Source organism: Paenarthrobacter sp. NEAU-H11 (genome assembly GCF_050573415.1).
Classification (GTDB): Bacteria; Actinomycetota; Actinomycetes; order Actinomycetales; family Micrococcaceae; genus Arthrobacter.
Genome location: NZ_JBNZGA010000003.1, coordinates 1 through 13,561, shown reverse-complemented (window position 1 = coordinate 13,561; position 13,561 = coordinate 1). Strand labels below are relative to the sequence as shown.

Annotated in this window: 11 protein-coding genes and 2 riboswitches; of the genes, 10 read left to right on the top strand and 1 reads right to left on the bottom strand. The window is 66.8% G+C overall.

Translation table 11 applies throughout. The annotated features are described in order from the left end of the window. Positions 1 to 77: 77 nt before the first annotated feature. From ACQ3DC_RS04810 to ACQ3DC_RS04795, 4 genes are all read left to right on the top strand, one after another. Positions 78 to 1,565, top strand: a complete 1,488-nt coding sequence (locus ACQ3DC_RS04810; RefSeq protein WP_430751683.1) for an amidohydrolase family protein — start codon at positions 78 to 80, stop codon at positions 1,563 to 1,565. 185 nt (positions 1,566 to 1,750) lie between these two features. After that, the gene (locus ACQ3DC_RS04805; protein WP_157240912.1) at positions 1,751 to 3,088 is read left to right on the top strand and encodes an amidohydrolase family protein; all 1,338 of its coding nucleotides are present in this window, start codon (positions 1,751 to 1,753) and stop codon (positions 3,086 to 3,088) included. 84 nt (positions 3,089 to 3,172) lie between these two features. After that, positions 3,173 to 4,159 carry an ornithine cyclodeaminase family protein gene (locus tag ACQ3DC_RS04800; protein ID WP_323058179.1) on the top strand — a complete coding sequence of 329 codons (987 nt, stop codon included), beginning with the start codon at positions 3,173 to 3,175 and terminating at the stop codon, positions 4,157 to 4,159. 42 nt (positions 4,160 to 4,201) lie between these two features. Then, the gene (locus ACQ3DC_RS04795) at positions 4,202 to 4,870 is read left to right on the top strand and encodes a GntR family transcriptional regulator (RefSeq protein WP_157240917.1); all 669 of its coding nucleotides are present in this window, start codon (positions 4,202 to 4,204) and stop codon (positions 4,868 to 4,870) included. A gap of 32 nt (positions 4,871 to 4,902) precedes the next feature. Here the strand turns inward: ACQ3DC_RS04795 and ACQ3DC_RS04790 are convergent, their stop codons facing one another. Beyond that, positions 4,903 to 5,262: a VOC family protein gene (locus ACQ3DC_RS04790; protein WP_157240920.1), complete on the bottom strand. Its 360-nt coding sequence runs from the start codon at positions 5,260 to 5,262 to the stop codon at positions 4,903 to 4,905. Between the two features lie 81 nt (positions 5,263 to 5,343). On the opposite strand from ACQ3DC_RS04790, the gene ACQ3DC_RS04785 reads away from it, so the two are divergent. The 6 genes from ACQ3DC_RS04785 to ACQ3DC_RS04760 all read left to right on the top strand — a co-directional run. After that, the gene (locus tag ACQ3DC_RS04785; protein ID WP_323058177.1) at positions 5,344 to 5,643 is read left to right on the top strand and encodes a hypothetical protein; all 300 of its coding nucleotides are present in this window, start codon (positions 5,344 to 5,346) and stop codon (positions 5,641 to 5,643) included. Between the two features lie 167 nt (positions 5,644 to 5,810). Then, a riboswitch (glycine riboswitch) is annotated at positions 5,811 to 5,908 on the top strand. Position 5,909: 1 nt separating this feature from the next. Further along, a riboswitch (glycine riboswitch) is annotated at positions 5,910 to 6,017 on the top strand. Between the two features lie 51 nt (positions 6,018 to 6,068). Next, positions 6,069 to 8,921 carry an aminomethyl-transferring glycine dehydrogenase gene (gene gcvP / locus ACQ3DC_RS04780; protein WP_430751682.1) on the top strand — a complete coding sequence of 951 codons (2,853 nt, stop codon included), beginning with the start codon at positions 6,069 to 6,071 and terminating at the stop codon, positions 8,919 to 8,921. 10 nt (positions 8,922 to 8,931) lie between these two features. Then, positions 8,932 to 10,053, top strand: coding sequence for a glycine cleavage system aminomethyltransferase GcvT (gene gcvT, locus ACQ3DC_RS04775; RefSeq protein ID WP_430751681.1), 1,122 nt, complete (start codon positions 8,932 to 8,934; stop codon positions 10,051 to 10,053). Positions 10,054 to 10,248: 195 nt separating this feature from the next. Next, positions 10,249 to 10,632: a glycine cleavage system protein GcvH gene (gcvH, locus tag ACQ3DC_RS04770; protein ID WP_157240929.1), complete on the top strand. Its 384-nt coding sequence runs from the start codon at positions 10,249 to 10,251 to the stop codon at positions 10,630 to 10,632. Then, positions 10,629 to 11,963 carry a serine hydroxymethyltransferase gene (glyA, locus tag ACQ3DC_RS04765; RefSeq protein ID WP_430751680.1) on the top strand — a complete coding sequence of 445 codons (1,335 nt, stop codon included), beginning with the start codon at positions 10,629 to 10,631 and terminating at the stop codon, positions 11,961 to 11,963. The genes gcvH and glyA overlap by 4 nt, the downstream gene beginning before the upstream one ends. A 163-nt stretch (positions 11,964 to 12,126) precedes the next feature. After that, positions 12,127 to 13,561, top strand: a 1,435-nt coding sequence (locus tag ACQ3DC_RS04760; RefSeq protein ID WP_430751679.1) for an L-serine ammonia-lyase, incomplete at its 3' end; no start/stop codon positions are given.

The window sequence follows — 13,561 nt, the reverse complement described above, 5'->3', positions numbered from 1 at the left end:
CGTACCCAGTGAGAGGCAAGTCACATTTTTGTAGGCGCCCGGAACCCACGCCCGGCGCCCAGGTGCAAGGAGGCACGATGTACACGAAAATCTCCGCCCGGTACGTTCTGGGTTTTGATGGAAAACAGCACACCCTCATTGAGCACGGCGAAGTCGTGTTCGAAGGTGCTGTCATCGTCTTTGTCGGCCGCGGCTATGACGGTCCCGTGGATGAGGAACGCGACTACGGCAAGAGCCTGGTCATCCCCGGACTGATTGACCTGGATGCGCTCGCCGACATCGACCACCTCATCCTCGACTCGTGGCCTTCGCCTGAAGTTGCCGCCGGCCACTTGTGGTCCGAGAACTACTTTGCCAACAACCGCCGGGATGTGTTCAGCCCGGCTGAACGCGCCAAGGTGCGGGAGTTCGCGCTGGCGCAACTGGCACTGCACGGCATTACCACCTATATGCCGATTGCCTCGGAGATCCACAGCTCCTGGGCCGAAGGGCTCGATGAACTGGTGGACATGGCGCGGACCAGCCGTCGGATCGGACTCCGGGGCTACCTCGGGCCGGCCTACCGGTCGGGGGTCCACGTCACCACTGCGGCGGGGGACCGCGAAGTCCACTTCGATGAGGCCCGCGGGGTTGCCGGGCTGCAGGACGCACAGGATTTCCTGGACTTCGCGGCTGACCTCGCGGACCCGCTTATCACGGGCGTCCTGCTCCCGTGCCGGATTGAGACCTTGTCCGAAAACCTCATGCGGGAGACTGCCCGGATTGCCCGTGAGCGGGACGCCCTCGTGCGGCTGCACTGTCTGCAATCTCCCCTGGAAGACGGGCTGTTGCTGCGCTCTGCCGGGCGCAGCGTGCTGGAACTTCTGGAATCCACGGGCCTTTTCGGCACCCGCCTCCTCATTCCTCACGGCGTGGTGATTGACGCCAGGAATCCTGCTGCGGCGGCCGCCGGAGGCCCGTTGGACCTGCTGGCCAGGCACGGCGTCAGCATTGTCCACTGCCCCTTGACGTCCTTCCGCTACCAGAAGCAGCTTGTGTCATTCGACCGTTTCCGCGAGGCCGGCGTCAATCTCTGCCTGGGCACCGATTCCTTCCCTCCGGACCTGGTTCGGGGCATCGACGTGGGGATGCACCTGACCCGGCTGGTCGAGGAAAGGCCCGACGCAGGCGCCCTGGCTGACTACTTCGACGCCGCCACCCTCGGCGGGGCCACGGCCCTTGGGCGGCCGGACCTGGGAAGGCTTGCGCCCGGTATGCAGGCGGACATTACGGTAGTCTCGCTGGCCGGCTTCGCAGATGGTGTCGTCGAGGACCCGCTGCGCACACTCGTGCTGAACGGCACGGCCCGCCAGGTGACCGATACCTTCGTGGCCGGGCGTGCCGTCGTCGTCGACGGCACGCTGCCCGGCCTGGACCTCGAGTCCCTGCGGGCCGAGGGGCAGCAACTGTTCGACCGGATGCGGGCAGCCTACTCCGAGCGGGACAGCCGGCGCCGGGACCCTGATGAGCTGTTTCCGCCCACGTATCCGCCAGCGGACATCGTCGCTCCGGCAGGCGTTTCCTAACCTGGCTCCGGCAATTCGCATTCCCGCCCACGCTAGTCCTTGGTATACCAGTGGGGCTATTGTGAACGCATTCGGGGCCACCAGTACGTAGGGGGCGAAGCTCGACCGCCCCCGCCAATCGCTTGACATTGACCCGTCCACGGACCCCGCGCTTCCGCCGCAGGGCTCATCCCTTTGGAGAAACCATGTGCCTGCACGACCACACCCCCGCCGCCCTCCCTTCCCCGGCCGTTCCGCGCCGCGGGATCCTCGCCGGAGCAGCCGCCCTCGCCGGGATCTCGGTGGCCAGCCTTGCCGCCCAGCTGGGAAATGCCCCGGCGGCGAAAGCGGAGGGCAACACGGCAGGCCCCGGCCGCCGTGGGCGTCCCGCTTCGCCGCCGCCGATGATCATCGAAGGCGGCACCATCGTGGATCCCCAGACCGGCGACGCTGTCTATGACGGCGTCCTGGTGCTGGAAGGAGGAAAGGTCAGTGCGGTCGGTACCCGGGAGGAAACGCGACGTGCAGTGGCCGCGCTTGCCGGGCGGGCACACGTGGTGGACGCCTCCGGCCGCTGGGTCATTCCAGGACTCATCGACGTGCATGTCCATGCGAACGCGCTGTCGGATGCGCGCGCCATTCTGCAGGGCGGAGCAACCAGCGTCAGGAGCGGCTCGAGCAGCTTTTACCAGGACGTCGCCTTGGCCGCCCTGCCTGCCTGGGCCGCCGGAGCCTCGCCCCGGATGAGCCCTGCCGGGCTGTTCGTCTCACCCGAGCTGGGGGACTCGCTCCTCGCCGACCCTGACCTTGCACCCCTTGCCTCCCTGGCTGGCGGAGTCAGGGAAACGGGCGATCTCGCCTACCTCACGCGCGTGAACCTGAACCGCGGCGCGCAGGTGATTAAGACAAGGGCCAACCCCCGGGCGGGCCTGCCGGAGCAGGATCCCCGTGAGCTGGTCTACAACTACGATCAGCTCTCCGCCGTGGTCAAGGCGGCAGGCAAAGCGGGTGTGCTGTGCCATGCCTACAGTGCCGAAGGGATAGACGGCGCGGTCCGGGCAGGGGTGCGCAGCATCGAGCACGGAGTCTTCGTCACCGAAGAGACCATCTCCCGGATGTCCAGGCAGGGGACGTACTTCACACCCACCATGGATGCCATCACCAGCATGGCGGGTTCGTCCAACCCAATCCTTGCCGCCCGGGGCAAGGAGTACACACCCATCATCAAAGCAGCCGTGAAAGCCGCCCATGATGCCGGCGTGACCGTCGTTGCGGGGACGGACTCGTTCGGATCCGACGTGACTCCGATCGGCACGGAAGTCCGCCTGTTGAGTGAGGCCGGGCTTTCCCCCCTGGAAGCCCTGAGGGCCGCCACGGTCAATGCCGCCGCGCTGCTGGGCTGGAGTGAAAACGCCGGCCGGCTGGTGCCCGGTTCCTTCGCGGACGCCGTCATTGTGGACTCTGATCCCCTGTCCAGCGGCTCTGCCTTGGAAGGAATCCGGGCCGTGGTGGCGCAGGGAGTCCTTGTCAGGAACAGCCTCTGAGCCACCGTGCCTCTCAGGGCGGGGTTTCCCCGCCAACCCTGACCGCCCAAGCTAACGCCCCCTTCCATTCCGAAAGCGACCCCCATGACCCTGATCCTCAAAGCCTCCGAGCTCGAAACCCTGGCCGATATGCCCGGAACCATTGCCGCCGTCGAACGCGTCTTTGCCGGCCTGAGCCGAGGTACCGCTGTCCAGCCCGCGCCGGATTCGCTCCTCCTGCCGTCGTCGGATGCCCGGTTCCTGCCGATGGCGGCGCTGTCCGGGCCGGAGGAGCTGGCATCCGTGAAACTACTGGCGGACATCCCGTCCAACGGTGGGGCCGGCCTGCCCTCGCAGCGGTCCACCATCATGCTCGTAAGCCAGCTGACCGGTGAAACACTGGCCATCCTGGACGGTAAAGTCCCCACCCGGGTCCGTACGGCCGCTGCCAGCGCGGTGGCGACCAAGCTGCTTGCCAGGCCCGGGAGTGCCACCTTGGGGTTGGTGGGGGCGGGGGCCCTGGCGGTGGCACATGTGGAAGCCATGCTGGCCGTCCTGCCGATAAAAAATGTCGTGGTGTGGTCCCGTTCCACTGAGACGGTCGCTGCGTTCTGTGACCGGATTTCCTCATACGGGCTGCACATCACGCGGGCCGCCAGTGTGCAGGAAGTTGTTGAGAACTCGGACGTGCTGTGCACCCTCACGCCAGCGGTTGAGCCGCTGGTCAAGGGGGAGTGGTTCCAGCCCGGACTGCACGTCAACGCCGTCGGATCCCGTCCGCGGCCTGACCACCGGGAGATTGACTCAGCGGGTATGGCGCGGGCGCGGGTCTTCGTGGACAGCCTGGCCACGGCCCAAGCGAAGTCAGGGGGACTGATCGTCCCTGTGGCTGAAGGCGTCATGGGCTTTGACGATGTGGAAGCCGAACTTGGTGACGTGGCGGCCGGGATAAAAGCAGGCCGTCTGGGGGATGAGGACATAACCTTGTTCAATTCGGTGGGTATCGGCCTGCAGGACCTTGCCATCGGGAGGCTCCTGTATGACGCTGCACTCAACCAGGGGGTCGGCACCCGCGTGGAGCTGAATAACTGAGGCAGCCCGGAAGCAGGGCACTGGAACCAACAGGAGGCATCTTTGAGTACCCAGGCGGACGCACCCGCGTCTTCGGCTGATGCTACCCGTGCACGGATCCGGGAGTTGATCATCTCGGGTGACTTCGCGCCCGGTTCACGGCTCAGGGAACGCGAGCTGTCACAGGCCCTGGACGTTTCCCGGGTCCCCGTCCGCGAAGCCCTCCAGCAGCTGGAAGCCGAAGGTTTCATTGACACCTCGCCACGGCGCGGGGCCACCGTCAAGCAGATCACCCTGAGGGACGTCAATGAACTCTTTGATGTCCGGCTCAGCCTCGAGGTCCTCGCCGCGCGGCTCGCCGCCCAGGCCGCCGCCCGGGGTGAGTCCACAGCGCGCCTGCAGCACATGATGGACAAGGCCGAAGAAGCAACCCTGCGCCACGACCACACGGAGATCCCGCTCATCAACACGGCCCTGCACGCGGAGATCGTCTCGATGGGAGGCAACTCGCTGCTGGAGTACTCCATGAAGCCTCTGCTGGGCAGGATGCAGTGGCTCTTCACCCTGACCGGGCATCGTGATCCCCAGGTCCAGTGCGCGGAGCACCTGAGCCTGTGCCGGGCCATCTATGACGGCAAGGCCGAACTTGCGGCAGCGCTGGCGTTCGCCCATGTGGAGCTGGGCCGGGAACCATCACTGCAGGGGCTGGCCGGGCAACTGCCTGAAAACTGACCCGGCCGGAAGTTCAAGGTTCGACGGCGGGGCTACCGCGGACTTTTGTCAACGACGCAGAACCTGTTGCCGTCGGGGTCGGCGAGGACCACGAAATCGGGGTTCTCCGGGTACAGGTCCCAGTCGACGCGCTGGGCGCCGAGTGAAACCAGCCGTTGCACCTCGGCGCCCTGATCGTCCGCATACAGGTCCAGGTGAATGCGCGGGTGCTCCTGGACCGGCGTTTCGCTCAGCATGAGGGCGAGCTGCGCTCCCGGGCCCGAAGCCGGCACTAAGATCACCCAGGTTTCGTCCCCGGGCTCCTGCGGGACGTAGCCGAGGGCGGCGTGCCAAAAGGCGGTTGCGCGGGCGACGTCGTTGACGCCGAGGACGGTGCTGCCTATGGTCAACATCCGCCCAGCCTAAACCCGCTGCCCGGAGCCTGTCTTGCCCCGGAGCCGGACGCCGGGGGCGGCCCGGCTAGACTCGCCTGCATGGGGGACAACAACGCACCTGAAGACCGCAAAACTCCGCCGCCTGCCCGGGTTCTTGCCGCCGTCGTTCCCATCGCTGGCCTTGTGACGGTAGTGGCGGGGTGCCTCGTCGCATGGAGCAACGCGGACGCCAGCTTCGGCTGGTTCGCCTACGCGCCGCTGAGCAACCAGCTTTTCAGCGGCAGCGGCATCGCCTTGGTTACCCAAGGTACACAGATCGGCCTGGCCGTCGCCGTCGTCGGACTGCTCGTCCTGGCGTTCTGGGCGGGGTACCGGCTGGGCAGGGAAGCCTCCCGCTAGAACTTCCGGAAGCTTCCTAATTGCACTGCCTCCGTGCACCTCATGCCTTCGAGCACGTCCGGCGCGTCCCGCCGTCGTAAGCCTGCCTTGGAAAGACGCGAATTTTGCATCCAGCCCCATAACCCGGTAAGGTGTGAGCCGTGTCACCGACCAGTGGCACGTGCTTATGATCTGCGGCGGGAGAGTCCTGCCGGTACGTTCTGCAGGCGCCGTAGGAGCAAATCCTCCCCAGGAATCTCTCAGGCCCACGTACCGCCGCGGCAAGGCAACTCTGGAAAGCAGTCCGGGCAACCGGGCTCACCGACGGTGCAAGTGGCGCCCCGCTGAACAGCAGGGCAACGCAAAACTCTCAGGTCCAATACAGAGCGGGGAGGAACCCGAATCAAAGTGGCACCGGTTGCCACCTGAATTATGGAGTTCCTCTCATGACGGTTCAATCGTCCCCAACCACCTTCGCAGACCGCCATATCGGCGCGCGCCGCCAGTCCGACATCGACACCATGCTCAAGGCCGTCGGCTACGACACCCTTGATGGCCTCGTGGACAGCGCAGTTCCGGATTCCATCCGCCAGGACAAGCCGCTCACCCTTGAGGGCGCCCTCAGCGAAGTGCAGGTCCTCGCCGAGCTCCGCAAGCTGGCCGGCAAGAACAAGACGGCCGTGCAGATGATCGGCCAGGGCTACTACGACACCGTGACGCCGCCGGTGATCCGCCGCAACATCCTTGAAGCCCCCGCCTGGTACACCGCCTACACCCCGTACCAGCCGGAGATTTCCCAGGGCCGGCTCGAGGCGCTGCTGAACTTCCAGACCATGGTCCAGGACCTCACCGCGCTCCCGGTGGCCAACGCCTCCCTCCTCGACGAAGCCACCGCCGTCGCCGAAGCCGTGCTGCTGATGCGCCGCGCCAACAAGTCCAAGACGGCGAAGGACGGCAAGACCGTCCTCGACGCCGACCTCCTGCCGCAGACTATCGCCATCGTGCTGGGCCGTGCCGAAGCCCTGGGCTTTGAGGTGGAAATTGCAGACCTCACCAACGGACTTCCCGACGGCGACATCAACGGCGTCGTCCTGCAGCAGCCCGGCGTCTCCGGCCGCGTCTGGGACCAGTCCGCCGTCATCGCCGAAGCCAAGGACCGCGGCGCCTTGGTCACCGTCGCCGCCGACCTCCTGGCCCTCACCCTCATTACCCCGCCGGGCGAGCAGGGCGCGGACATCGCCGTCGGCTCCACCCAGCGTTTTGGCGTGCCGTTGTTCTTTGGGGGGCCGCACGCCGCCTACATGGCCGTCCGCGACGGCATGGAACGCACCCTCCCCGGCCGCATCGTGGGCGTTTCCAAGGACAACGCCGGCGTCCCGGCCTACCGCCTGGCACTGCAGACCCGCGAGCAGCACATCCGCCGCGAGAAGGCCACGTCCAACATCTGCACCGCGCAGGCGCTGCTGGCCATCGTCTCCTCCTTCTACGCCGTCTACCACGGCCCCGACGGCCTGAAGGCGATCGCCGAGACTGTCCACAACAACGCCCGCGCCCTGGCCGCCACGCTGAAGACCGCCGGCCGCGAACTGGTGTCCGACACCTTCTTCGACACCCTCACGGTCAGTGTTCCCGGCAAGGCCGCCAAGGTGATCACCGCCGCCGAAGCCCGCGGCATCAACCTGCGCCTCATCGACGCGGACACCGTTGGCGTTTCCGTTGATGAAACCACGACGCCGGAGGTCCTCGCCGCGGTTGCCGTCGCCTTTGGCGCCGGTCCGGTTGTGTCCGGTGAGGGCTTCGAGCTGCCCGAATCGGTGCTGCGCACCTCCAGCTACCTGCAGCACCCGGTGTTCAACACGCACCGTTCCGAGACCCAGCTGCTGCGCTACATCCGCCGCCTCTCCGACCGGGACCTGGCACTGGACCGCACCATGATCCCGCTGGGCTCCTGCACCATGAAGCTGAACGCCACCGCCGAGATGGAAGCCATCTCCTGGCCGGAGTTCGCCTCTATCCATCCGTTCGCCCCCGACTCCCAGACCGAGGGCTGGCGCGAACTGATTGCGGGCCTGGAAGCCGACCTCGCCGAAATCACCGGCTACGACCAGGTATCCATCCAGCCCAACGCCGGCTCCCAGGGCGAGCTCGCCGGCCTGCTGGCGATCCGCGGCTACCACCACTCCCGTGGGGACCAGCAGCGCAACGTCTGCCTGATCCCGGCATCGGCGCACGGCACCAACGCCGCCTCCGCCGTGCTCGCGGGCATGAAGGTTGTGGTTGTTGCCACCGCTGCAGACGGCACCATCGACCACGCCGACCTGCAGGCCAAGATCGAGGCCCACAAGGACGTCCTCTCGGCCATCATGATCACGTACCCGTCCACGCACGGCGTGTACGACTCCGATGTCCGCGAGGTGTGCGACGCGATCCACGCCGCCGGCGGCCAGGTGTACGTTGACGGCGCCAACCTGAACGCACTTGTAGGCCTCGCCCAGCCGGGCAAGTTCGGCGGCGACGTCTCCCACCTGAACCTGCACAAGACCTTCTGCATCCCGCACGGCGGCGGCGGACCCGGCGTCGGCCCGGTTGCTGCCAAGGCACACCTGGCACCGTTCATGCCGGGCGACGCGAACAAGGCCGCCCATGAAGCCGGGCATGGCGTCGCGATTTCCGCTTCGCGCTTCGGCTCCGCCGGTGTGCTCCCGATCTCCTGGGCGTACGTGAAGCTGATGGGCGGGCAGGGCCTGACCGAGGCCACCAAGTCCGCGCTCTTGGCTGCGAACTACGTCGCAGCCCGCCTGGACGAGCACTTCCCGGTCCTCTACACCGGTGAAAGCGGCCTCGTTGCGCACGAGTGCATCCTTGACCTGCGCGAGCTGACCGCCCGCACGGGTGTCACGGCCGAGGACGTGGCCAAGCGGCTCATCGACTTCGGCTTCCACGCCCCCACGCTGTCCTTCCCGGTGGCGGGCACCCTGATGGTGGAGCCCACCGAGTCCGAGGACCTCGCGGAGATCGACCGCTTCATCGAAGCCATGATCACCATCCGCAAGGAAATCGACCAGGTGGCCGCCGGCGACTTCACCGTTGAGAAGTCCCCGCTGCGCAACGCACCCCACACGGCCGCCGCCGTCGTCTCCTCTGAATGGGACCGGACGTACCCGCGCGAACAGGCCGCCTTCCCGGTGGCATCGCTCCGGCAGGACAAGTACTTCCCGCCCGTCGGCCGCATCGACGGCGCGGCAGGGGACCGCAACCTGGTCTGCTCCTGCCCGCCTCTTTCCGAGTTTGAGAACTAAGGATTCCGTGATGACTGAGAACTACACCGCGCTCTATGAGCAGCACAAGATTGCCGGCGCATCCTTCACCGACTTCGGCGGCTGGCAGATGCCCCTGAAGTACAACTCCGAGCTGGCCGAACACCACGCTGTCCGCAACGCCGCCGGACTGTTCGACCTCTCCCACATGGGCGAAGTGTGGGTTACCGGCCCGGACGCCGCAGCCTTCCTGGACTACGCCCTGGCCGGCAAGCTGTCCGCGGTTGCCGTGGGCAAGGCCAAGTACTCGCTGATCTGCCAGGAAGACGGCGGCATCATCGACGACCTCATTTCCTACCGGCGGAGTGAAGACAAGTACCTTGTGGTGCCCAACGCCGGCAACGCTGCGGTGGTTGCCGCAGCGCTGGCCGAGCGGGCTGCCGGCTTCGACGTCACCGTAAACGACGTTTCCGCCGAGACCTCCCTCATCGCGGTGCAGGGACCGAACGCCGAGGCCATCCTGCTGACGCTCGTTCCTGCGGATCAACACTCCCTGGTGACGGAGCTGAAGTATTACGCGGCCGTCGAGGTGGAAATTAACGGGCAGGACCTGCTGCTGGCCCGCACCGGGTACACCGGCGAGGACGGCTTCGAGATCTACATCCCCAATGAGGACGCCGCCGGTCTGTGGGACGCGCTGCTGGAAGTTGGTGCCGGCCACGGGCTCATCCCCGCAGGCCTGGCCTGCCGCGACTCGCTCCGCCTCGAAGCGGGCATGCCGCTCTACGGCAACGAGCTCTCCCGCGAAGGCAACCCCTACGCAGCCGGCCTGGGCCCCGTGGTTTCGCTGGCCAAGGAATCCGACTTCGTGGGCAAGGCCGTGCTCGCCGAACTCAAAGCACTCGGCGCAGGCTCCACGTCCGGCCGCAAGCTCGTGGGACTCAAGGGCCTGGGCCGCCGCGCCGGCCGCAGCCACTACCCGGTCCTCAAGGACGGCAACGTCGTGGGCGAGGTGACCTCCGGCCAGCCTTCACCCACCCTCGGGTACCCGATCGCGATGGCCTACGTCGACGTCGAACACTCAGAACCCGGCACCGCCCTGGACATCGACCTCCGCGGCAAGCCGGAGCCCTTCGAAGTAGTAGCACTCCCGTTCTACAAGCGCCAGAAGTAACGCCCGCCCCGGCGGGGCTGACATCCTCTGCATGCTGCTCCTTCGTCGCTTTGACGCATGCTGCCGGATGCCAGCCTCGCCGGCCCTCGACGCTCTCTCACTTAATGCGGGTTTTGGGCCGACGCTCTCTCACTTGATGCGGGTTTTGGGCCGACGCTCCCTCACTTTCTCAAACACGAACCTAAGGAAAAACACATGGCAAAAGTTGCTGCTGAACTGAAGTACTCCGCCGAGCACGAATGGGTTGCTGCTGACGGATCCGGGCCCACCGGCGTCGGAATCTCAGCTGTGGCCGCCGAAGCCCTCGGCGACATCGTGTACGTGGACCTCCCCGAGGTTGGCTCCACCGTGACCGCGGGGGAGACCTGCGGCGAGGTGGAGTCCACCAAGTCCGTCTCCGACCTCTACGCTCCCGTCACCGGCGAAGTTGTCGAGATCAACGACGAAGTGGTCTCCGACCCCGCCCTGATCAACAACGATCCCTACGGCGCCGGCTGGCTCTTCAAGGTGGCCGTCACCGAAGAAGGCCCGCTGATGTCCGCTGAGGAATACGCGGCAGCCAACGGCGGCGAACTGTGAGCAGCGCGGCAGCAGGCACCGGTACAGTGACGGCCTTCGAGCAGGTGGTTTCGCCGAGTCTCGACGCGGACCTCTCCACCCTGGACCCGGAGATCGCCGCGAAGATCGACGACGAACTCACCCGCCAGCGCGACGGCCTGGAGATGATCGCCTCCGAGAACCACACCGCCGTGGCCGTCATGCAGGCGCAGGGCTCGGTGCTGACCAACAAGTACGCCGAGGGCTACCCGGGCAAGCGCTACTACGGCGGCTGCGAACACGTGGACGTCATCGAACAGCTCGCCATCGACCGGATCAAGGCGCTCTTCGGCGCGGGGTTCGCCAATGTGCAGCCGCACTCCGGCGCCCAGGCCAACGCCTCGGTGATGCACGCGCTGATCAAGCCGGGCGACACCATCATGGGCCTGAACCTTGCCCACGGCGGGCACCTCACCCACGGCATGAAGATCAACTTCTCCGGCAAGCTCTACAACGTGGTCCCCTACGGCGTCCGCGAGGACACCCACACAGTGGACATGGCCGAGGTGGAGCGCCTGGCCCAGGAGACCAGGCCGGCGCTGATCGTGGCCGGCTGGTCCGCCTACGCCCGGCAGCTGGACTTCGCCGAGTTCCGCCGCATCGCTGATTCCGTGGGCGCCTACCTCATGGTGGACATGGCGCACTTCGCCGGGCTCGTGGCCGCCGGCCTGCACCCGTCGCCGGTGCCCCACGCGCACGTGACCACGTCCACCACGCACAAGACCCTCGCCGGTCCGCGCGGCGGCATCATCCTGACGAACGACGCCGAAATCGCCAAGAAGATCAACTCGGCTGTGTTCCCCGGACAGCAGGGCGGACCGCTGGAGCACGTGATTGCGGGCAAGGCCGTGGCGTTCAAGATCGCCGCGTCCGCCGAGTTCAAGGAGCGCCAGCAGCGCGTCCTTGCCGGCGCCCGGATCCTCGCCGAGCGCCTGGTCCAGCCGGACGTCACGGCCAAGGGCATCAGCGTGGTCTCCGGCGGCACAGATGTGCACCTGGTCCTGGTCGACCTGCGCAACTGCGAGCTCGACGGGCAGCAGGCCGAGGACCGCCTCGCGGCCATCGACATCACCGTCAACCGCAACGCCGTCCCCTTCGACCCGCGGCCACCGATGGTGACCTCCGGCCTCCGGATCGGCACGCCTGCGCTGGCAACGCGCGGGTTCGGCGAGGATGCCTTCCGCGAGGTCGCGGACATCATAGCCGAGGCATTGACGGCCGACGCCGACGCCGACCTTTCGGGGCTGCGTCACCGCGTCGAAGCCCTCGCCAAAGCCCACCCGCTCTACCCGGGCGTCGCACCACTGTCCTGACCTCGGTTGCGTCCGCGACGGCGGACCGGACTTTTCACGCGTGCTGGCTCGTTCCTCGCCTCTGACGCACGCTTCCGAAAAGCCCGGCTCCGCCGGCGCTCGTGCCCACGTCGCCTTGGTGACGCTCCACCCACCTATTACACGTCTCGTTAGGAATCCCACCATGGCCGTTGGCGTCTTTGATCTGTTTTCGATTGGGATCGGACCTTCGAGTTCTCATACTGTGGGGCCGATGCGGGCTGCTGCTGTTTTTGCTGAGGAGCTCAAGGGCTCGGGGGTGCTGGCGGGGGTGGCGTCGTTGCGGGTGGATTTGTATGGGTCGTTGGCGGCGACGGGCCACGGGCATGGGACGATGACGGCCATTTTGCTGGGTTTGGAGGGGTTCCATCCGGAGCTGATTTTGCCGGAGGAGGTGGAGGAGCGGCTGGCGGCGATCGCGGAGACGGGGTTGCTGCAGCTGGCCGGTGCGGTGGCGTTGCCGTACGGGGTGAAGGATATGGTGCTGCGGCCGTTGACTGTCCTGCCGCGGCACACGAACGGGATGACGTTCACGGTCTCCGACGCGTCGGGCGAGGTTCTGCATGCGGCGACGTTCTTTTCGGTGGGCGGCGGGTTCATTGTCCGTGAGGGTGAGGAGGACGCGGCCCAGCTGGAGCTGGAGGAGTCCAAGAAGGAGCTGCCGTTGCCGTTCCGGACCGCGGCGGAGTTGCTGGAGCATTGCCGGGAAACGGGGCTGGGCATCAGTGATGTGATGCGGGTGAACGAGGAGGACAGCCGCACCCCGGGGGAGATCCGGGCGGGCCTGCTGCACATCTATTCGGTGATGGAGGGGTGTGTGGCCGCGTCGCTGAAGCGTGAGGGGGTGCTGCCGGGCGGGTTGAAGGTCCGCCGCCGGGCCCCGGACTGGTATGACCGGCTGCGGAAGGAAAGCGCCCGGCCGGCCGGGTCCGAGGACGAAGGCGACGGGGCCGAGTTCCATGATCCGAAGTATTGGCAGGAGTGGGTTAATTTGATCGCCCTGGCGGTCAATGAGGAGAACGCCTCGGGCGGGCGGGTGGTCACGGCGCCGACGAACGGGGCGGCGGGGATCATCCCGGCGGTGCTGTATTACGCGCTGCATTTCGCGCCGGGGATGGAGAACGCGTCCCGGGCGGACCGGGAGGATGTGGTGGTGAAGTTCCTGCTCGCCGCGGGCGCGGTGGGGGTCCTGTACAAGGAGCAGGCGTCGATTTCGGGGGCTGAGGTGGGCTGCCAGGGCGAGGTGGGCTCGGCGTCGTCGATGGCCGCCGCAGGGCTGGCGGAGGTGATGGGCGGGACTCCGGCGCAGGTGGAGAACGCCGCGGAGATCGCGATGGAGCACAACCTGGGCCTGACCTGTGATCCGATCGGGGGCCTGGTGCAGGTGCCCTGCATTGAACGGAACGCGATCGCGGCGGCGAAGGCGATCAACGCGGCGAAGATGGCGCTCTGGGGCGACGGCTCGCACCGGGTTTCGCTGGACGAGGTCATCGTGACCATGCGGGAGACCGGCAAGGACATGAGCTCCAAATACAAGGAAACGGCCATGGGCGGCCTCGCCGTCAACGTCGTCGAATGCT

Coding starts and splice junctions, on each gene's coding strand:
- ACQ3DC_RS04810 (WP_430751683.1), top strand. CDS start 78: ATGTACACGAAAATCTCCGCCCGGTACGTTCTGGGTTTTGATGGAAAA.
- ACQ3DC_RS04805 (WP_157240912.1), top strand. CDS start 1,751: ATGTGCCTGCACGACCACACCCCCGCCGCCCTCCCTTCCCCGGCCGTT.
- ACQ3DC_RS04800 (WP_323058179.1), top strand. CDS start 3,173: ATGACCCTGATCCTCAAAGCCTCCGAGCTCGAAACCCTGGCCGATATG.
- ACQ3DC_RS04790 (WP_157240920.1), bottom strand. CDS start 5,262: ATGTTGACCATAGGCAGCACCGTCCTCGGCGTCAACGACGTCGCCCGC.
- ACQ3DC_RS04785 (WP_323058177.1), top strand. CDS start 5,344: ATGGGGGACAACAACGCACCTGAAGACCGCAAAACTCCGCCGCCTGCC.
- gcvP (WP_430751682.1), top strand. CDS start 6,069: ATGACGGTTCAATCGTCCCCAACCACCTTCGCAGACCGCCATATCGGC.
- gcvT (WP_430751681.1), top strand. CDS start 8,932: ATGACTGAGAACTACACCGCGCTCTATGAGCAGCACAAGATTGCCGGC.
- gcvH (WP_157240929.1), top strand. CDS start 10,249: ATGGCAAAAGTTGCTGCTGAACTGAAGTACTCCGCCGAGCACGAATGG.